This is a genomic window from Sinomonas soli (assembly GCF_054782415.1).
This window is the reverse complement of the sequence record NZ_BAAGSN010000019.1, coordinates 97,593-116,283: the sequence shown is the minus strand read 5'-3', so window position 1 is coordinate 116,283 and position 18,691 is coordinate 97,593. Positions and strand designations below refer to the sequence as shown.

Sequence of the window (18,691 nt, the reverse complement as noted above, 5' to 3'; positions counted from 1 at the left end):
CGGTGCCGCAGCCCACGGGCTGGAGGTCCAGGTGGCCCAGCGGGGCCGCGCCCGCAGCCTCGAGGAGGCCGCGGCGAACCTCGGGATCGAGCCGCGGGAGATCGTGAAGTCGCTCGTGGTCAAGCATCCCGATGGGTCGTTCCTGTTCGCGCTCATTCCCGGCGACCGACAGATCTCCTGGCCCAAGCTGCGGGGGCTCCTCGGGGTCAACCGGCTCTCGATGCCGGTCGCCGACGTGGCCCTCGCGGCGACCGGCTACGAACGCGGGACGATCACGCCCCTCGGGTCCTCGACCGCATGGCCGGTCTGGGCCGACGCGTCGATCTCGGGCCGCGTCTCCCTCGGGGCCGGGGCGCACGGGCTCAGCGCATTCGTGGACGCCGCGGAGCTGTTCGCCGCGCTCGGCGCGACCGTGGCGGACATCAGCGAGCCGGCCTGACCCACACTCCACGCCCCACGCGGCTCCCCCGGGGTGACCTCGCGCTCCCCCCGGGGTGACCTCGGCGGGGTGAGCGGCCGGGACGCGGAAGGGCCCCGCAGTCCGTGACGGACTGCGGGGCCCTTCTCCCGGAGCCGGGGCTCTGGGTCAAGCGGGGAAAACCTACTTGAGGGTGACCGTGGCGCCGGCGGCCTCGAGGGTCTCCTTGGCCTTGTCGGCAGCCTCCTTGGTGGCGCCCTCGAGGACGGCCTTGGGGGCCGAGTCGACGAGGTCCTTGGCCTCCTTCAGACCGAGGGAGGTCAGGGCGCGCACCTCCTTGATGACCGCGATCTTCTTGTCGCCAGCAGCCTCGAGGATGACGTCGAAGGAGGTCTTCTCCTCCTCGGCAGCAGCCTCGGCACCGCCGGCGGGGCCCGCGACGGCGACCGCAGCAGCGGTGACCTCGAAGACCTCCTCGAACTTCTTCACGAACTCGGAGAGCTCGATGATGGAGAGCTCCTTGAAGGCCTCGATCAGCTCGTCCTGGGTGAGCTTCGCCATGGTTGGCGTCCTTTCACTTGGGTGGCGTCCGCCCGCAGTGGGCGGGGCGCCGAGAGTATGGGGGTGGGGGAAGAGAATCAGTTCTCTTCGGCAGCGGCCGGGGCGGCCTCGGCGTCAGCCGCAGCCTCCTCAGCAGCGGGGGCCTCGGCCTCAGCAGCGGGAGCCTCGGCGGCCGCCGGAGCGCCGCTCTCCTCCTCGAGCTTGAGACGCAGGGCATCGATGATGCGCGCAGCCGCGGCCATGGGCGCCTTGAGGACACCCGCAACCCGTGCGAGCTGCAGCTCGCGGGACTCCAGGGCCGCCAGTGCGGCGACCTCGCTCGCGTCGAGCGCCTTGCCCTCGAAGAAGCCGGTCTTGATGACCAGCTGCTTGTTGTCCTTGGCAAAGTCGGTCAGGCTCTTGGCGGCCGCAACGGCGTCACCCTTGATGAACGCGATCGCGGTGGGGCCGGCGAGCTGGCCGTCGAACGCGTCGACACCCGCTTCCTTGGCAGCGATGGCGGTCAGGGAGTTCTTGACGACCGAGAACTTGTTGTCGGTGCCGAGCGAACGACGCAGCTGCTTGAGCTGGGCGACGGAGAGCCCACGGTATTCGGTCAGGACTGCAGCGTTCGACTCCTGGAAATCCTTGGTGATCTCCTCGACAGCTGCCACCTTGGTAGGCGTTGCCATAACCCTCCTTCCGGGGAACAGAAGCCGGTGGGGGCGGGCCCGTGAAACGTCAAACGCCCCGCGCAAGTGCACGGGGCGTGGTCTGCGCGGCCGTGGGCCGCGAGCATTCGCTCAGTTCACCTGCGCAGGCCGCCCCACGAAATCGGGGACCTTCGGTGGAGGTGCGGGCCGCTTCTCGGCACACACGATCCAACGACCGGCGGTCTTTGGTGCTTCAACTGTACGGGACGATGCTCGGCCGGGCCAAATCGGGGACGGACGACGCCGGGCCGACGCCGCGCGCTGCTGGCGCGCCTGCCGCAGCCCCTACCGCAGGAGGGCCCGCAGCGTCTGGATGGTATCGGCGGCTGCCGGCGCCTTGTCGTCCCGGTACCCCTTCACCCGAGCGAAGCGCAGCGCCACCCCGCCCGGGTAGCGGCTCGACCGCTGCACGCCGTCGATCGCGATCTCGACGACCGTGACGGGCTCGACGAAGACCGTGTGCCCGTCCCGGCGCGCCTCGATGTCGAGGAACCGCTCGGTCTGCCAGCGCAGGAGCTCGTCGGTGAGGCCCTTGAACGTCTTCCCGACCATCACCAGGCCGCCGGGCTCGCCGAACTCGCCGTCCGGGTCGTAGGCGCCGAGATGCAGGTTGGACAGCCACCCCTGGCGGCGGCCGCTCCCCCACTCGGCGGCGAGCACCACGAGGTCGTACGTCGCCACCGGCTTGACCTTGATCCAGCTCGATCCGCGGCGCCCGGCGGCGTACGGGGAGCCGATGGCCTTCACTACCACGCCCTCGTGGCCGGCGGCGAGCGCCTCGCGGGAGATCCGTTCGGCCGCCTCCGGGTCGCCGGTCACCTCGCCCGGGACGAGGAGCCCCGGCGCGAGCCTCGCCAGCTCCGCGCGGCGCACGGCCAGTGGCTCGTCGAGGAGGTCCCGCCCGTCGACGTGCAGCACGTCGAAGAACCAGGGCCGCAGGACGGCCTCCCCCGCCCGCTCGGCACCGAAGCGGGACATCGTCTCCTGGAAGGGCCGGGGCGCTCCCCCCTCATCGAGGGTGAGGGTCTCGCCGTCGAGGATGACGTCGCGCACGGGCAGCCTCCGCACCGCCTCGACCACCTCGGGCACGCGGTGGGTGACGTCTGCCAGGCTCCGGGTGAAGACCCGGACATCCTCGCCGGTGCGGTGCACCTGGATCCGTGCGCCGTCGAGCTTGAACTCGACCGAGGCCTCCCCCGTCGTGGCCAGCGCCTCGGTGGGCGTCGCCGCGGAGGCCGCGAGCATGGGCAGCACGGGCCTGCCGACAAGGAGGCCCAGGCCGGACAGCTCCTCCTCTGTTCCCGTGACGGCGATCCGGGCCGTCTCGCCCAGATCCCCCGAGAGCATCGCTGCCCGCCGGACGAGGGCGACGGGCCGGCCGCCGGCAGCGGCGAGAGCGTCGACCAGTACGCCTTCCAGTGCACCGGTGCGCAGCTCGCCGAGCAGCACCCCGACGATGAACCGCTGCTCGCGTTCCGTGGCGCGCCGCAGGGCCGCCGACAGCAGCTCCGTGCGCGCCGCCTGCGACCCGGTCCCGGATGTGGCGGCGAGGCGCTCGAGCAGCGCGTCGAACTCTCCGACCGTGATCGACGGCTGCTCGGAGGCCGGCACCGCGCCCCGCGTGCGGGCGAGCCCCCGCCAGCCGACGCCGACCCGGCCCTGGCGGGGCTTCGCGACGAGCATGCCGACCGCGATGGCGAGCTCGTCCGGGGACTCCGCGCCGAGGCGGCGCAGGAGTTCTGCGAGCGCCTCGACCTTGGCCTTCCGGGAACGGGTGGACGCGACCGCGTCGGCGGTGGAGACGAGCTCGGCGAGCAGCATGGGCCCAGTCTCGCACTCGGGGGCACAGGGACATGACCCCTCAGCACAGGGACATGACCCCTCAGCACAGGGACATGACTCCTCAACGCTGGGACATGACCCCTCAGCGGGGCTGGGCTGCGCGGCTGCGGCCCATGAAGGCTGCGAGCACGAGCGCCACGAGCGCCGTGGCGACGAGGAGCAGCAGCCCGATGGCGTACGAGTGCTGCTGCGCGTTGTACGTGGCTCCCATGACGAGCGGCGGGAAGTAGCCGCCGAGGCCCCCCGCCGCACTGACGACCCCCGTGACCGCGCCGACGGTCCCTGCAGGAGCCCGCGTGCCGACCCACGCGAAGACGCCGCCGGTGCCGAAGCCGAGCGCCGCGGCCATGGCCAGGAAGGTCAGTCCGGTGGGGACCTCGGGGGGAGGCTGCATGTTCACGACGAAGGCCAGGACCGCGACCCCGGCGAGCGAGACGAGCACCACCGGCCGCGGCCCGACGCGGTCGGCGATGATGCCGCCGATCGGACGCGCGATGACAGCCGCGAGCGCGAAGCCTGCCGTGCGGGTCCCCGCGGCCGTGAGGTCGAAGCTGTAGATGTCCCTCAGATACGTCGGCAGGTACGTGCTGAACGAGACGAAGCCGCCGAAGACTACGGCATAGAGGAAGCAGAGCTGCCAGGTGACGGGCATCCTGGCGGCGGCGACCAGCTTGCCGAAGCTGCCGTGCGTGACCGGCGTCCACGTTGGAGACTCGCGCATGAAGAAGAAGACGATCGCGGCCGTGGCCACGAGGAGGACGGCGATGATGACGTGCGTGGGCCAGTAGCCGAAGGCCGTGACCAGTCGCGGAGTCAGGAAGGCGGAGAGCGCGGTGCCGCCCATGCCCATCCCGAAGATGCCGGTGGCGAACCCCTGCCGGCTCTTCGGGTACCACGCAGCCGAGAACGGGATCCCGGCGGTGAACACGGTTCCCGCGACGCCGAGGAAGAACCCGACCCCGAGCAGGAGCCCGTACGACTTGAGGCTGCCGGCGAGCGCGACGAGCAGGACGAGGGGGGCGGTCAGCAGGAGGATGAGGATCAGCAGGCGGCGGCCGCCGAACTTGTCGGTCAGGACGCCGACCGGCACGCGGCCGATCGCGCCGACGAGCACGGGCATCGCGACAAGCGCGCCGGTCTGGGCGGCGTTGAGCCCCAGATCATGCGCGTAGCGGGTCCCGAGGGGAGCAACGACGGTCCAGCCCCAGAAGCCCACCACCGAGGCGAGGGTGGCCAGGGTCAGGTTGCGGGCGGCTCCGGTCCGTGGGGCGTCAGGAGCCGCGGCGCCGGCGGTGCGGCGTGGGGACGGGTCGGGTGCGGTGCTCACGGCTCCTCCTGGTGGTCGGCTCAGCGGTCGCGGTCGCGGGTGCCGGTGGTCTCCCAGCCCCGCCGGGTTCCGCGGGCCCCGGGCGCCGCGCCCTCGTCGCGGGTGCGGTAGACGATGTAGGGGCGGAAGAGGTAGTGGAACGGCGCCGTGAGCGCGTGGACGAGCCGGGTGAACGGCCACAGTGCGAACAGCGCCATCCCCACCAGCGTGTGCCACTTGAACTCCGCCGGCGCCGCGGCCATCGACGCCACATCCGGCTGGAACACGAACAGCGAGCGGAACCACGGGCTCACCGTCTCGCGGTAGTCGAACGAGGCCGAGCCCGGCTGCGCGGCGGAGACGAGGGTGGTCCACACCCCCAGCGCGATCGCCCCGACGAGGAAGATGTACATGGTTTTGTCGTTGCGGGTGGTGGCCATGAACACCGGGCCGGTGCGGCGCCGCCGCACGATCAGCAGCACGATGCCGAGCAGGGTGGAGACTCCCGCGATGAGGCCCACGGACAGGGCGAGGCCGTGGTAGAGGGCCTCGGACATGCCGACGGCCGCGGTCCAGGACTTGGGGATCACGAGGCCCACGAAGTGCCCCGCGATGACGAACACGAGCCCGTAGTGGAAGAGCGGCGAGCCGATCCTCAGCAGCCTGGACTCGTACAGCTGGGACGAGCGGGTGGTCCACCCGAACTGGTCGTACCGGTATCGCCAGATGCTGCCGCCGACCAGGATCAGCACCATGAGGTACGGGGCGACTCCCCAGAGCAGGACGTCCATCAGCGGGCTCCTTCCGCCGCGGCGGGTCGGGTCCCCGCAGTGCCCTGGGCGAGCGGCAGGAGTCGGGGGTCGAAGGGCTCGAGGCCCACCTGCTCGGCCGGCGGCGGCCCCGCGAGCGCCATCGCCTCGGCCCGGGTCGCGGGCGACGGGCCGGGCAGGGTCGCGCACACCGCCTCGAGCACGGGCGCGTACACCGGCGCGTCGGCGGCGAGCTCGAGCCGCAGGAGCTCGAGGCTGGCCCGGTACTCGGCCAGGAGGGACCGGCCCACGGCGTAGTCGACCCGGGCGGTGAACTCGAGGACCAGCGGCAGGAAGTCGGGCAGCTCGCCGTCGAGGTCCACGAGCCAGCCGCTGTCCCGGTACTTCTGCTTGAAGCGGCCCAGCGTCTCGCCGCGGCGCCTCGTGTCCCCGTCAGTCCAGTACGTCAGGTGCAGGGCGTGGCGGCGGGAGAGGTCGAAGGTGTCCACGTAGCGGCGGCAGGCGACCGGCTCGGCGTCGTCCGCGAGCCGGCCCGCAGTGGCCTCGAGGAGCCGCGGCAGCGGGCCAGGCTGCTCAGCGAGTGCCGCCCTCAGCGTGGGGAGCGCGTCGCGGACGCGGGCGTCCGGGTAGTCCAGCAGCACGGCGGCGGCGGCGTAGAGGACGCGCGCCTCAGTGGTCCGCACGGCCGTCCCCCTTCGGCGGGAAGATGCCCTCCGGGACGCCCCGGCCGTCCCAGTTGAGCAGGTTCACCCGGCCCCTGAGGGTCCCGGGCTGGGCCTCGCCGTCGGTGGTCTGGCGCTGCTTGAGGGCGTAGAACGTCTCGACGGCGACGGGGACCGGCTTGCCGCTGCCCTCGCCGAAGGAGTCGGAGGGGTACATCCCCGGGCCGTCCTCGAAGTCGAGGGAGCAGCCCATCTCCTCGAGGTTGTGGGCCTGCTCGACGTGGGCCTTCGGGATGACGTAGCGCTCGGCGTACTTGGCGATCGCCATGAGCCGGTACATCTCCTGGACGGTCCGGCCGTCCATGCCGACGCTCTCGGCGATGGACTCGTCCGCGCCGGTGCCCAGGGAGATGCCCCGCATATAGGCGCGCATGGCGGCGAGCCGCCGGAGGACGCCGTCGATGATCGAGGTGTCTCCCGCGGTGAACAGCTCGGCGAGGTACTCGGAGGGGATCCGGAGGGCGTCGATGGCCCCGAAGAGGGCGCCGGCGTCCTCGGCGTCGTGGCCCTGGCTGGAGAGCAGGTCCACGATCGGCGAGAGCGGCGGGACGTACCAGACCATCGGCATGGTGCGGTACTCGGGGTGCAGCGGGAGTGCGACCTGGTAGACCTTGGCGAGCTTGTAGATCGGCGAGCGCCGGGCCGCGTCGAGCCAGTCCTCCGGGATCCCGTCCCGCCGGGCGGCGGCGATGACCTCGGGGTCGGAGGGGTCCAGGAGCAGGTCGAGCTGGGCCCGGTAGAGGTCCTGCGGGTCGGGGGTCGACGCCGCCGCGGTGACCGCGTCGACGTCGTAGAGGAAGATGCCGAGGTACCGCAGCCGCCCCACGCAGGTCTCCGAGCACACGGTCGGGAGGCCGATCTCGACGCGGGGATAGCAGAAGGTGCACTTCTCGGCCTTGCCGCTCTTGTGGTTGAAGTACATCTTCTTGTAGGGGCAGCCGGTGATGCACTGGCGCCAGCCGCGGCAGCGGTCCTGGTCCACGAGCACGATCCCGTCCTCGGCCCGCTTGTAGATGGCGCCCGAGGGGCACGAGGCCATGCACGAGGGGTTCAGGCAGTGCTCGCAGATCCGCGGCAGGTAGAACATGAACGTCTTCTCGAACTCGAACTTGATCTTCTCGCTGGCCTCGTCGCGCAGCTCGGCGCTGCGGCGCAGTTTGGCCACGATCGGGTCGAGCTCGCCCTTCTGCGGGGCGCCGCCGAGATCGTCGTCCCAGTTGGCGCTCCACGTGACCTTGGTGTCCTCGCCGGTGATGAGGGACTTGGGCCGGGCCACAGGGAAGTCGTCGCCGAGCGGGGCCTCGATGAGGGTCCTGTAGTCGTAGGTCCACGGCTCGTAGTAGTCCCGGAGCTCGGGCTGGACCGGGCTCGCGAAGATCCCGAGGAGCTTCTTGACGCGGCCGCCGCCCTTGAGGCGGAGCCGGCCGCGCCGGTTGAGCTCCCAGCCGCCGCGCCACCGCTCCTGGTCCTCGTACTGGCGCGGGTAGCCCTGCCCGGGGCGGGTCTCCACGTTGTTGAACCACACGTACTCGGTGCCGGCCCGGTTGGTCCATGCCTGCTTGCACGTGACCGAGCACGTGTGGCACCCGATGCACTTGTCCAGGTTCATCACCATGCCCACCTGGGCCATGACCCTCATGGTGCCGCCTTCCGGATCGGAGTTCCCATCAGTACGTGACCTCCTGCGAACGCTTGCGGATCGTGCTGACCATGTCGCGCTGGTTGCCCGTCGGGCCGAGGTAGTTGAACGCGTAGGCGAGGTGGGCGTATCCGCCCACGAGGTGCGTCGGCTTGACGAGCAGCCGCGTCGCCGAGTTGTGGATGCCGCCGCGGCGGCCCGTCGCCTCCGACTTCGGCACGTCGATGGTGCGCTCCTGGGCGTGGTAGACGTAGACCACTCCGGCCGGCATGCGGTGGCTCACGATCGCGCGCCCCACGAACACCCCGTTCGCGTTGACGCACTCGATCCAGTCGTTGTCCGAGATCTCGAGCGCGGCGGCGTCCTCTGCGCTCATCCAGCAGGTGGGGCCGCCGCGGGAGAGCGAGAGCATGAACAGGTTGTCCTGGTACTCGGAGTGGATGGACCACTTGCTGTGCGGGGTGAGGAACCGGACGGTGACCTCCATGCCGTCCTGGCCCAGGCGGGGCTCGCCGAAGAGCCGGTGCATGTCCAGCGGGGGCCGGTAGATCGGCAGCGCCTCCCCGAGGTCCCGTATCCAGTCGTGGTCGAGGAAGAAGTGCATGCGCCCCGTGAGGGTGTGCCAGGGCTTGAGCCGCTCGACGTTGATCGTGAACGGGGCGTACCTGCGCCCTCCCGTCTCCGAGCCCGACCACTCGGGCGAGGTGATGACGGGGACCGGGGCGGCCTGGGTGTCGGCGAAGCGGATGGCCTTCTCCTCCGACCCCTCGGCCAGGTCCGCGAGCCGCCGGCCGGTGCGCCGCTCGAGCTCCTTGAACCCCTGGACCGCGAGCTCGCCGTTCGTGGTGCCGGAGAAGGTGAGGATCGCCTCGGCGAGCTTCGCGTCGGTGTCGATCGCCGGCAGCCCGGCCGCGGCGCCGTGGGACATGACGCCGTTGGCGTGGGCCAGCCGGTTGAGCGCATGGTCGAGCTCGAACGTGACGCCCTTGACCGTGAACCCCTTCTCGGCCGCGAGCAGGCCGATCGCGGCGATCTTCTCCCCGATCGCGGTGTAGTCGCGCTCCACGACGCTCACTTGCGGCATCGTGGCGCCGGGCACCGCCGGGACGTCCGGATCCCGCCAGTCGCGCACCACGCCGCCGGGCTGGGCGAGCTGGCCCGGGGTGTCGTGCTGGAGGGGGACCGTGACCAGGTCGCGGCGCACCCCGAGATGGGTGCGTGCCAGCCGGGAGAACTCCTGGGCGAGGAGGTGGAACATCTCGAAGTCGGTCTTCGTCTCCCACGGGGGGTCGATCGCGGGACTGAAGGCGTGCACGTACGGGTGCATGTCCGTCGAGGAGAGGTCGTGCTTCTCGTACCAGGTCGCGGCCGGGAAGACGACGTCGGAGAGGAGCGTCGTCGAGGTCATGCGGAAGTCCGCGGACATCAGCAGGTCGAGCTTGCCCTCCGGGGTCGTCTCGCGCCACGCGACGTCGCGGGGGCGGGGCATGCCCGGCTCGAGCTGGGTGCCCATGACGTTGTGGTGGGTGCCGAGCAGGTTCTTCAGGAAGTACTCGTTGCCCTTCGCCGAGGACCCCAGCAGGTTGGACCGCCACAGCACGAGGGTGCGCGGCCAGTTCTCGGGCGCGTCGATGTCCTCGATCGCTGCCCGGAGCATGCCGCCCTTGAGCTGCGCCGCCACGTAGGAGGCCTCGGACTCCGCGACGCCGGCCGCGACCGCCTCCCTCGCCTCGTCCGCGACGTCGAGGGGGTTGCGGTCGAACTGCGGGTAGAACGGCATCCAGCCGAGCCGCGCGGACTGCGCGATGGCGTCCGCGGTGTGCATGCCCTCGAGGTTGCCCTCCGCGAGCGGGGAGGCGAGGGAGGCAGCCGAGTAGCCGTCGTTGCGCCACTGGCCGGTGTGCATGTACCAGTAGGACGTGCCGGTCATGGTCCGCGGGGGCCGCGACCAGTCGAGCGCGTTCGCGAGGGAGACCCAGCCTGTGAGCGGCCTCGTCTTCTCCTGGCCCACGTAGTGTGCCCAGCCGCCGCCGTTGCGCCCCATCGAGCCGGTCAGGAGGAGGAGGGAGAGGACGGCGCGGTAGGTCACGTCCCCGTGGAACCACTGGCAGATGCCGGCGCCCATGATGACCATGGACCGGCCGCCCGACTGCTCGGCGTTGCGGGCGAACTCGCGGGCGATCCGCTCGCACTGCGCCATCGGGACGTTGGTGATGCCCTCCTGCCACGCGGGCGTGTAGGGCACCGACGCGTCGCCGTACCCCTGGGGCCACTCCCCCGGCAGGCCGGCCCGGCCCACGCCGTACTGGGCGAGCATGAGGTCGAACACGGTGGTGACGGTCTTCCCGGCGACCGTGCGCACGGGGACGCCGCGCCGCAGGACCGATCCGGCGCCGTCGGCCGCCTCGAAACACGGCAGCATCACCTCCGCCGCGTCCGGGGCGGCCGACGGCGAGGCGGGGGCGCCGCCGTCGGCCTCCTCGCCGGGGTGGAGGCTCAGCAGCGGGTCCACGTCGCCGAGGTCGAGGTTCCAGCGGCCCTCGTCGGCTGCGTTGTAGCGGAACCCGATCGAGCCGTTCGGCACCACTGGCGCTCCCGTGGCCGCATCCAGCAGGACGGTCTTCCACGCGGCGTCGGCCTCGCCCTCGTGGCCTGGGACGTCGGCCGCGGTGAGGAACTTCCCGGGCACGAGCCCGGTCCCGTCCGGCGACGGGACGAGCGTGATGAGGAACGGCAGGTCGGTGTAGCGCTTGGCGAAGTCCGTGAAGAACGGTACGTCCCGGTCCGCGTAGAACTCCTTGAGGATCACATGGCCCATGGCCATCGCGAGGGCCGCGTCCGTGCCCGCCTGGGGCGCCATCCACTCATCGGCGAACTTCGTGTTGTCGGCGTAGTCGGGGCTCACCGTGACCACCTTGGTGCCCCGGTAGCGGACCTCGGCCATCCAGTGCGCGTCCGGGGTGCGGGTCACCGGCACGTTGGAGCCCCACATCATCAGGTACGTCGCGTCCCACCAGTCGCCGGACTCGGGGACGTCGGTCTGGTCGCCGAAGACCTGGGGGCTCGCCACCGGCAGGTCCGCGTACCAGTCGTAGAAGCTCGTCATGACCCCGCCGATGAGCTGGATGAAGCGCGTGCCCACGCAGTGGCTCACGATCGACATCGCCGGGATGGGCGAGAAGCCCGAGCAGCGGTCCGGCCCGTATGCCTTGATCGTGTGGACGTGGGCGGCGGCCGCGATCTCGACCGCCTCGGACCAGCTCGCCCGCACGAGGCCGCCCTTGCCGCGGGCCTGCTGGTACCGGCGGCGCCGCTCGGGGTCCGAGACGATGTCCGCCCACGCGGCCACCGGGTCGCCCAGGCGCTGCTTGGCCTCGCGGTACATCTCGAGCAGGGGCCCGCGCACATAGGGGTAGCGGACCCGGGTCGGCGAGTACGTGTACCAGGAGAACGCGGCCCCGCGCGGGCAGCCCCTCGGCTCGTACTCGGGCCGGTCGGGGCCCACAGAGGGATAGTCGGTCTGCTGCGACTCCCACGTGATGATGCCGTCCTTGACGTACACCTTCCACGAGCAGGAGCCGGTGCAGTTGACGCCGTGGGTGGAGCGGACCACCTTGTCGTGGCTCCATCTGTCGCGGTAGAAGACATCGCCCGCGCGGCCGCCGTCGCGGAATACCGCCCGGGCGTCGTCCGTCTCCTCCCACCGTGTGAAGAAGCGCCCCATCGCGAGCATCGCGTCGGAGGCGCTGCCATCGAGCCCTGGTCGGATCGGTCCGGCTGCCATGGGCCACACTCTAGGGAGGCCCGGAGCGGCCCGTGAAGGGGTCGTTTGCTAGCGAACGGAAATATGCGCTAATCCGAGGCGGGATTCAGGCAGCGTCCGCGCGCCGCCGCACGTCCTCGACCGCGGCCGCGACGTTGCGGGTGAAGAGGACGAGCCAGGCCAGCACGACGCCGGCGACGACGAGTTCCATCGCGGTCATGTTGTAGTAGCCGAGCGGCCACCAGAGCATCACCGAGATCACGGCGGCGCCGAGCATCGCGTAGCCGGCGGCGTAGAAGGTCCGGCTCAGCCCCGGGACCCACGCCGGGGCGCGCACGAGGAGCAGGGTGTACGTGGCCGCCATGGACGTCGCGAGGGTGTTGTGGGCAGGGATGAACACGTCCACCGGGACGAGGCCGGTGCACGCGAGCAGGGCGCCCATCAGCACGAGGCAGGTGAGCAGCGGCCGCTCGCGCGTGCGGGCCGCAGTCAGGCCGGCCCGGCTCCGGTGGGCGTCGAGGGCGCGCAGGTCGCGCGTCATGTACTCCGCCAGCAGCGCGATGACGACCCCGGCCGTCACGAGGGTCGCGTTGAAGGCCAGGGCCACCCCGTAGTCCGCGGCGCCGAGCACGCTGAAGTTGACCTGCCACCAGTTGGGGCGCGTCGTCGTCACCATCGAGGTCAGGATGCCCGCGCCCAGGAAGGTAGCGAGCAGGTTCGAGAGCGCGTAGCTATCCATGCGCGAGCCCGACTGGTAGGCGGCGTAGGCCGCGAGGGCCGCCGACACCGAGGTCAGCAGAGACGCCGCGAAGGCGTCCAGCGTCAGCCCGGTGAAGGCGCGCTGGAAGATCTGGAAGCTGGCCCACGCCACCATGAAGGCGATCGCGGCGTGCGCGAACGCGAGCGCCACGGTGCCCAGCAGCCGCCGCCATAGGGGCCGGTCGGCGAGCCAGCGACGGTCCGGGTCGGCATACGAGCGCCGATAGGCGACCGGGAACGCGACGAGCGCCGCGACCCCGGCCACGAGGGCGGCGACGTCCCCCACCCCGTGGTCCCCCGAGAGGGCGGGCCGGCGCCCGGCGAAGGCGCCGAGCGCCAGCACGAGGCCGGCCAGCGCGGCGATCAGGCCCGTGGCGAGGGCCCGCGCCTCCACGGCGGTCGCGGTGGGCTCGGGCCGCAGCCGTTCGCGCGGGGGGCTCTGCGCCGGCTCGGCGCCGCGGCGGGTCATGGCAGGCTCCGGTACCACTCGCCGTCGTGCCCCGCAGGCCGGAAGCCGATCGCCTCGTTGATGTCGAGCATGTGCGCGTTCTCCTCGGCGTTGAAGGTCACGACCTTCCGCGCGGCCGGGTACTTGGCGCGGTACTGGGCGAGGTTCGCGAGCTTGACCCACATCCCGAGGGACCGGCCGCGGTGGCCGCTGGCCACGAGGGTGTCGTCCTGGTCGGCCACAGTCTCCTTGCCCCGCCGGACCCACAGCGAGGTGTAGGCCGCGAACAGGCCCGTGGCCCGGTGGCGCGCCGCCGCGTACAGCGGCACCGTCCCGGCCTCGGCCAGCATGCGGTCCAGCGCCGCGACGCGCTCGGCGTCCCAGACCGCAGCATCTGTGCGCGACTCGCCCTGGGGCGCGTCCACCGACATGCGGGCGAACAGCTGGGCCATCCCCGCCCGGTGCTCGGGCGGGACGCCCTCCCAGGTCATGAGCTCGTACTCCGCCGAGGCCTTCGCCGAGGCCGCCGCCGCGAGGGCAGGCCACCCGCCGTCGTGCTCTGCGAGGTCCAGCTCGCTGAAGCGCACCACCTGGTTCAGCGAGAACCCGGCCGCGCGGGCGAACCGCACCGGCCGCTCCCCCGCCGGGAGGGTCCCGGTGCCGGTCGAGGGCACCACGGCCTCGGCACCTGCCGTCGGCTCGCCGGGACCGGTGCGGGCGGAGCCGTTCGGGCCGGAGCCGTTCGGGCGGCCGGGGACGGGGTGCTCGGTGAACGCGTCCACCACGGTGCGGCCCCGGCGTCGTGCCTCCTCGAGGGCGGCCTCCAGCAGGGCACGCCCCAGCCCCCGGCGCGAGAACTCGTCCAGGACCTCGGCGCGCACCCTGGCCCGGTCCAGGTCCTCTTTGAGGGACACCCGGCACCAGGCACGGCCGGCCATCCTCCCGCCCGCGCGGGCGAAGAACAGCACCGTCTCGTCGTACGGCGAGTCCCGCCACACCCGCAGGCGGTACTCCGGCGGCGAGCAGCGGTCCTCGTGGCCCCAGATCTGCCGCTGCACGGCATCCGTGAGGCGCGAGAACTCCAGGAACTCCTCGGCCCCCGGCCCCGCGAGGCTCGGGGGCAGGCGCAGCCGCTCGATGCGGTAGCCAGCGCTCATGTGCGCCAGTCTAGCCGCGCCCCTCCGGGCGCCGCGGGAACGCACGAGGGCCCCCTTCCACAGGTGGAAGGGGGCCCTCGTCAGCGGTGCGAGTGAGGTGGATCAGCCCTCGAGGATCACCTTGGTGGCGTTCGGGTCGACCTGGACGCCCGGGCCGAACGTCGTGGCGACGGTGGCCTTCTGGATGTAGCGGCCCTTCGAGGCGGACGGCTTGAGGCGGAGCACCTCGTCGAGCGCGGCCGCGTAGTTCTCGGCGAGCTGGCGCGCGTCGAACGAGGTCTTGCCGATGATGAAGTGAAGGTTCGAGTGCTTGTCGACGCGGAAGTCGATCTTGCCGCCCTTGATCTCGTTCACGGCCTTCGCCACGTCCGGGGTCACCGTGCCGGTCTTCGGGTTCGGCATGAGGTTGCGCGGGCCGAGGATCTTGCCGAGGCGGCCGACCTTGCCCATGAGCTCCGGGGTCGCCACTGCGGCGTCGAAGTCCGTCCAGCCGCCCTGGATGCGCTCGATCAGGTCGTCCGAGCCCACCACGTCGGCGCCGGCGGCCTCGGCGGCCGCCGCCTTGTCGCCGGTCGCGAAGACGACGACGCGGGCGGTCTTGCCCGTGCCGTGCGGGAGGATGACCGTGCCGCGGACCATCTGGTCTGCCTTGCGCGGGTCGACGCCGAGGCGGAACGCGACCTCAACCGTCGCGTCCGTCTTCGACGGGTTGATCTCCTTGGCCAGGGCCACGCCCTCGGCCGGGGCGTAGACCTTGCCGGCCTCGATCTTCTCGGCCGCTGCCTTGTATGCCTTGCTGCGCTTTGCCATGCTGCTCTCGATCTCCTTGTGCAGGTGTGGTCATTGTGGGCCGCGCTCGGCCCTGCCACGGACGACGGCGGGACTCGCCGTGCGTCGTTGATGTTCGGTGTGGGGGCGGTGGCCCCCCGGGTGAGGTTCTAGCCCTCGACTACTCAGCCCTCGACGGTGCCCGATCTTCTCGGGCTTCCGGGACTTACTTCGGGCAAGTGCCTCCTTCGTCGGCCCTTACCCTGAAGTGCGTTCCTCAGCCCTCGACGGTGATGCCCATGGAGCGGGCGGTGCCGGCGATGATCTTCTTCGCGGCCTCGACGTCGTTGGCGTTGAGGTCCTCGAGCTTGGTCTTGGCGATCTCCTCGACCTGGGCGTCGGAGAGCTTGGCGACCTTCACGGTGTGCGGGGTCGCGGAGCCCTTCTGCACGCCCGCGGCCTTCTTGATCAGCTCAGCGGCCGGCGGGGTCTTGGTGATGAAGGTGAAGGAGCGGTCCTCGTAGACCGTGATCTCCACCGGGATGACGTTGCCGCGCTGGGATTCCGTCGCGGCGTTGTACGCCTTGCAGAACTCCATGATGTTGACACCGTGCTGGCCGAGCGCAGGACCGATCGGCGGGGCCGGGTTGGCGGCGCCTGCCTGGATCTGCAGCTTGATGAGGCCGGTGACCTTCTTCTTGGGAGCCAATGTAGGGTCCTTTTCTTCCTGACGCTTCCTGGAGCAGCAGGAGCGCCGCCCAGGTGGTGACCGCCATGGCGAGGCAGTCGACCGCCCCGGCACCGGTAGGCATCCGGTCCCGGGGCGAAGTCTTCAATTGTACGGCGTCCCCCGCTCGGGGCGTCCTAGATCTTGGCGACCTGGTTGAACGCGAGCGTCACGGGGGTCTCGCGCTCGAAGATCGAGACGAGGACCACGAGGGTCTGCGACTCGGGCTTGATCTCCGAGATGGTCGCGGGGAGGGTCTCGAACGGGCCCTCCTTGACGATGACCGACTCGCCGACCTCGAAGTCGACGGCGACCGGGGCGGCCTGGGCCTTCTGGCCCGCCTTGCCCGCGGCCTTCGCCTCGGCGGCCTGCTCCTGCTCGAACACCGGGGCGAGCATCGAGAAGACCTCGTCGAGGGTCAGCGGGACCGGGTTGTGGGCGTTCCCCACGAAGCCGGTGACGCCCGGGGTGTGGCGGACGGCGCCCCACGAGGCGTCGGTGAGGTCCATGCGCACCAGCACGTAGCCCGGGATGCGGACCCGGTTCACGATCTTGCGCTGGGCGTTCTTGATCTCGACGACTTCCTCCATCGGGACCTGGATCTCGAAGATGTAGTCTTCCATGTCCAGCGTCTGGATGCGGGTCTCGAGGTTCGACTTCACGCGGTTCTCGTAGCCCGCGTAGGAGTGGATGACGTACCAGTCGCCCGGCTGGCGGCGCAGCTTGGCGCGGAAGTCCTCGGCGGCCTTTGCGGCGGCCTCGGCCGGGTCGATCTCCTCGGCGGCCTCCTCGCCCTCGGCGACGTCCTCGCCCGAGGCGGCGGCGTCGTCGTGCGCGGCCTCCCCGGCAGGGGCGGCCTCCTCAGCCTCGGCCTCCTCAGCGGAAGCCTCCTCGGCGTCCTCAGCCGGAGCCTCCTCGGCCTCGGCCTCCTCAGCGGGAGCCTCCTCGGCCTCGGCCGTCTCGGAGAGGGCCTCGTCGTCGCCGGCCTCGTCGGGGGAAGCGGCAGGGGCAACGGGCGCAGCGGCGTCGGAGAAGGCCGGCTCGAAGGCCGACTCCTCGTGCTCGGTCCCGCGATCCTCGAGCTCGTGCTCAGACACTTAGTCTCCTGCTTTCCTCGTGCGACTTACTCGTTGCGACTTAAATGGCTCATCCGCACACCCTGCCCCGTCCCGGTCTCCCGGATCCGGGCCAGCGGTCTGCGGACCCAGGCCTAGTTGGTGGTGGACGTCCCGCCGAAGACCCAGCCGACGCCGGTCCCGAAGAGGAAGTCGAGGACGAACACGACCACCATCATCACTATGACGAACCCCAGCACCACGAGCGTGTAGTTCACCAGCTCCTGACGTGTCGGCGTGACGACCTTGCGGAGCTCACCGATCACCTGCCGGACGAAGAGCGCGATCCGGCCGAAGAAGCCAAGCTTCCTGGCCTGCTTGGGGCGGCCCGAACTGCTTGAAGCTGTTTCGGTCAACCGATTCCTCGCTCACTCGCTCTGCCCGCAGGACTTCCCCGCCGGATCCGTTCTGTGGGTGCTGGAACAGCCCGGACGGAGCCGGGCTGCGTTCCTGCGCAGGGCAGACAGGACTCGAACCTGCAACCTGCGGTTTTGGAGACCGCTGCGCTACCAATTGCGCCACTGCCCTTCGGTGGAATCCACCTGACGGCGGAATCGCCGTGGACTACCTTACCAAGGATCCCGCGGGGCCGCGCCCAGCAGCGTCCCGGCAGAGGAGACCACGCACCGTTTCCGGCGCCGAGGATCAAGTCTACGCACAATCGCAGCCGGCGTCGAACCGGGACGCGGGCGCCCGGTCCCGCACGGGCCCTAGCGCCTAGAGTAGGTAGCACCAGCCCGCCGAGAAGAAGGAATGCCCCATGACCTCCGCCCGCGTCTCCCAGCGCATCGGATCCATCGCAGAATCCGCCACCCTGGCCGTCGACGCGAAGGCGAAGGCCCTCAAGGCCGCCGGACGCCCGGTGATCGGGTTCGGCGCCGGCGAGCCGGACTTCCCGACCCCGCAGTACATCGTGGACGCCGCCATCGAGGCCGCCCGCCAACCGCGGTTCCACCGGTACTCCCCCGCCGGCGGCCTGCCGGAGCTCAAGTCCGCCATCGCCGCGAAGACCAGGCGGGACTCCGGCTATGAGGCCGAGGCGTCCCAGGTGCTGGTCACCAACGGCGGCAAGCAGGCGGTCTACAACACCTTCGCCACGCTGCTCGACCCGGGCGACGAGGTGCTGCTCCCGACCCCGTACTGGACCACCTACCCGGAGGCCATCCGCCTCGCCGGCGGCGTCCCGGTCGAGGTCTTCGCCGGGCCCGAGCAGGGCTACCTCGTCACGGTGGACCAGCTGGAGGCTGCGCTCACCGAGCGCACCAAGATCCTGCTGTTCGTCTCGCCGTCCAACCCCACCGGCGCCGTGTACTCCCCCGAGCAGGTCAAGGAGATCGGCCAGTGGGCCGCGTCGAAGGGCCTGTGGGTGGTCACCGACGAGATCTACGAGCACCTCACCTACGACGGCGTGCCGTTCACCTCGATCGCGACCGCGGCCCCGGAGCTCGGGGACAAGGTCGTGATCCTCAACGGCGTCGCCAAGACCTACGCGATGACCGGCTGGCGCGTGGGCTGGATGATCGGCCCGGCCGACGTCATCAAGGCGGCCACGAACCTCCAGTCGCACGCGACGAGCAACGTGGCCAACGTCTCGCAGATGGCGGCCCTCGCGGCCGTGTCGGGCCCGCTCGACGCCGTCGAGGAGATGAAGGTCGCGTTCGACCGCCGGCGCAAGACGATGGTGGGCATGCTCTCCGCGATCGAGGGCGTGAACTGCCCGACGCCGAAGGGCGCCTTCTACGTCTACCCGGACGTGCGCGGGATCCTCGGCAAGGAGATCGCCGGGATCCGCCCCGCCACCTCGGCCGAGCTCGCGGCCCTCATCCTCGACAAGGTCGAGGTGGCGATCGTCCCCGGCGAGGCCTTCGGCCCGAGCGGGTTCGTGCGCCTCTCCTACGCGCTCGGCGACGACGACCTCGCCGAGGGCGTGGGCCGCATCCAGGAGCTCCTCGCGACCGCGAAGTAGGGCGCCCGGGCTCCTGCAGCGCACGACGGCGAAGGCTC

Annotated in this window: 16 protein-coding genes and 1 tRNA gene; 2 read left to right on the top strand and 15 right to left on the bottom strand. The window is 71.2% G+C overall.

The window, feature by feature from the left end; translation table 11 throughout:
* Positions 1-19 precede the first annotated feature (19 nt).
* Positions 20-439: an aminoacyl-tRNA deacylase gene (locus tag ACYVKZ_RS18130; protein ID WP_460993651.1), complete on the top strand. Its 420-nt coding sequence runs from the start codon at positions 20-22 to the stop codon at positions 437-439.
* Positions 440-601: 162 nt separating this feature from the next.
* On the opposite strand, the gene rplL is transcribed toward ACYVKZ_RS18130, so the two are convergent.
* The 15 genes from rplL to ACYVKZ_RS18055 all read right to left on the bottom strand — a co-directional run bounded on the left by rplL (position 602) and on the right by ACYVKZ_RS18055 (position 17,215).
* Positions 602-979: a 50S ribosomal protein L7/L12 gene (gene rplL, locus ACYVKZ_RS18125; protein WP_307004531.1), complete on the bottom strand. Its 378-nt coding sequence runs from the start codon at positions 977-979 to the stop codon at positions 602-604.
* A gap of 77 nt (positions 980-1,056) precedes the next feature.
* Entirely contained in the window at positions 1,057-1,650 is a 594-nt protein-coding gene (gene rplJ / locus ACYVKZ_RS18120; protein ID WP_310077158.1) for a 50S ribosomal protein L10, read from the bottom strand.
* A 306-nt stretch (positions 1,651-1,956) separates the two neighbouring features.
* Positions 1,957-3,492 (bottom strand): ATP-dependent DNA ligase, encoded by a 1,536-nt coding sequence (locus tag ACYVKZ_RS18115; protein WP_460993637.1) that lies wholly within the window; start codon positions 3,490-3,492, stop codon positions 1,957-1,959.
* 103 nt (positions 3,493-3,595) lie between these two features.
* Positions 3,596-4,840: an MFS transporter gene (locus ACYVKZ_RS18110; protein WP_460993636.1), complete on the bottom strand. Its 1,245-nt coding sequence runs from the start codon at positions 4,838-4,840 to the stop codon at positions 3,596-3,598.
* 20 nt (positions 4,841-4,860) lie between these two features.
* Positions 4,861-5,610, bottom strand: coding sequence for a respiratory nitrate reductase subunit gamma (gene narI / locus ACYVKZ_RS18105; protein ID WP_460993635.1), 750 nt, complete (start codon positions 5,608-5,610; stop codon positions 4,861-4,863).
* Positions 5,610-6,272, bottom strand: a complete 663-nt coding sequence (narJ, locus tag ACYVKZ_RS18100) for a nitrate reductase molybdenum cofactor assembly chaperone (RefSeq protein ID WP_460993634.1) — start codon at positions 6,270-6,272, stop codon at positions 5,610-5,612. The genes narI and narJ overlap by 1 nt, the downstream gene beginning before the upstream one ends.
* Positions 6,259-7,950 carry a nitrate reductase subunit beta gene (gene narH, locus ACYVKZ_RS18095; RefSeq protein ID WP_460993633.1) on the bottom strand — a complete coding sequence of 564 codons (1,692 nt, stop codon included), beginning with the start codon at positions 7,948-7,950 and terminating at the stop codon, positions 6,259-6,261. The genes narJ and narH overlap by 14 nt, the downstream gene beginning before the upstream one ends.
* Before the next feature lie 28 nt (positions 7,951-7,978).
* On the bottom strand, positions 7,979-11,734 hold the full coding sequence (locus tag ACYVKZ_RS18090; RefSeq protein WP_460993632.1) for a nitrate reductase subunit alpha: 3,756 nt from the start codon (positions 11,732-11,734) through the stop codon (positions 7,979-7,981).
* Positions 11,735-11,819: 85 nt separating this feature from the next.
* Complete coding sequence (locus tag ACYVKZ_RS18085) at positions 11,820-12,941, bottom strand: hypothetical protein (RefSeq protein ID WP_460993631.1); 1,122 nt, start codon at positions 12,939-12,941, stop codon at positions 11,820-11,822.
* Positions 12,938-14,077 (bottom strand): GNAT family N-acetyltransferase, encoded by a 1,140-nt coding sequence (locus ACYVKZ_RS18080; protein ID WP_460993630.1) that lies wholly within the window; start codon positions 14,075-14,077, stop codon positions 12,938-12,940. The genes ACYVKZ_RS18085 and ACYVKZ_RS18080 overlap by 4 nt, the downstream gene beginning before the upstream one ends.
* Before the next feature lie 102 nt (positions 14,078-14,179).
* Positions 14,180-14,887 (bottom strand): 50S ribosomal protein L1, encoded by a 708-nt coding sequence (gene rplA / locus ACYVKZ_RS18075; protein WP_307004545.1) that lies wholly within the window; start codon positions 14,885-14,887, stop codon positions 14,180-14,182.
* Positions 14,888-15,122: 235 nt separating this feature from the next.
* Positions 15,123-15,554 (bottom strand): 50S ribosomal protein L11, encoded by a 432-nt coding sequence (rplK, locus tag ACYVKZ_RS18070; protein ID WP_066499596.1) that lies wholly within the window; start codon positions 15,552-15,554, stop codon positions 15,123-15,125.
* A gap of 155 nt (positions 15,555-15,709) precedes the next feature.
* A complete protein-coding gene (nusG, locus tag ACYVKZ_RS18065) occupies positions 15,710-16,669 on the bottom strand; it encodes a transcription termination/antitermination protein NusG (RefSeq protein WP_460993629.1) in 960 nt (319 codons plus the stop codon).
* Positions 16,670-16,782: 113 nt separating this feature from the next.
* Positions 16,783-17,043 (bottom strand): preprotein translocase subunit SecE, encoded by a 261-nt coding sequence (gene secE / locus ACYVKZ_RS18060; RefSeq protein ID WP_307004549.1) that lies wholly within the window; start codon positions 17,041-17,043, stop codon positions 16,783-16,785.
* 99 nt (positions 17,044-17,142) lie between these two features.
* Positions 17,143-17,215 (bottom strand) — tRNA-Trp (locus ACYVKZ_RS18055).
* A 232-nt stretch (positions 17,216-17,447) separates the two neighbouring features.
* Between ACYVKZ_RS18055 and ACYVKZ_RS18050 the strand changes: the two genes are divergently transcribed.
* The gene (locus ACYVKZ_RS18050; RefSeq protein ID WP_460993628.1) at positions 17,448-18,653 is read left to right on the top strand and encodes a pyridoxal phosphate-dependent aminotransferase; all 1,206 of its coding nucleotides are present in this window, start codon (positions 17,448-17,450) and stop codon (positions 18,651-18,653) included.
* The last annotated feature ends 38 nt before the right edge of the window (positions 18,654-18,691 follow it).

Bases quoted from the DNA above. Each gene is read 5' to 3' on its own strand.
- narI (WP_460993635.1), bottom strand. From the start codon at position 5,610: ATGGACGTCCTGCTCTGGGGAGTCGCCCCGTACCTCATGGTGCTGATC.
- ACYVKZ_RS18085 (WP_460993631.1), bottom strand. From the start codon at position 12,941: ATGACCCGCCGCGGCGCCGAGCCGGCGCAGAGCCCCCCGCGCGAACGG.
- narH (WP_460993633.1), bottom strand. From the start codon at position 7,950: ATGAGGGTCATGGCCCAGGTGGGCATGGTGATGAACCTGGACAAGTGC.
- ACYVKZ_RS18050 (WP_460993628.1), top strand. From the start codon at position 17,448: ATGACCTCCGCCCGCGTCTCCCAGCGCATCGGATCCATCGCAGAATCC.
- rplJ (WP_310077158.1), bottom strand. From the start codon at position 1,650: ATGGCAACGCCTACCAAGGTGGCAGCTGTCGAGGAGATCACCAAGGAT.
- ACYVKZ_RS18080 (WP_460993630.1), bottom strand. From the start codon at position 14,077: ATGAGCGCTGGCTACCGCATCGAGCGGCTGCGCCTGCCCCCGAGCCTC.
- ACYVKZ_RS18090 (WP_460993632.1), bottom strand. From the start codon at position 11,734: ATGGCAGCCGGACCGATCCGACCAGGGCTCGATGGCAGCGCCTCCGAC.
- rplL (WP_307004531.1), bottom strand. From the start codon at position 979: ATGGCGAAGCTCACCCAGGACGAGCTGATCGAGGCCTTCAAGGAGCTC.
- ACYVKZ_RS18115 (WP_460993637.1), bottom strand. From the start codon at position 3,492: ATGCTGCTCGCCGAGCTCGTCTCCACCGCCGACGCGGTCGCGTCCACC.
- rplA (WP_307004545.1), bottom strand. From the start codon at position 14,887: ATGGCAAAGCGCAGCAAGGCATACAAGGCAGCGGCCGAGAAGATCGAG.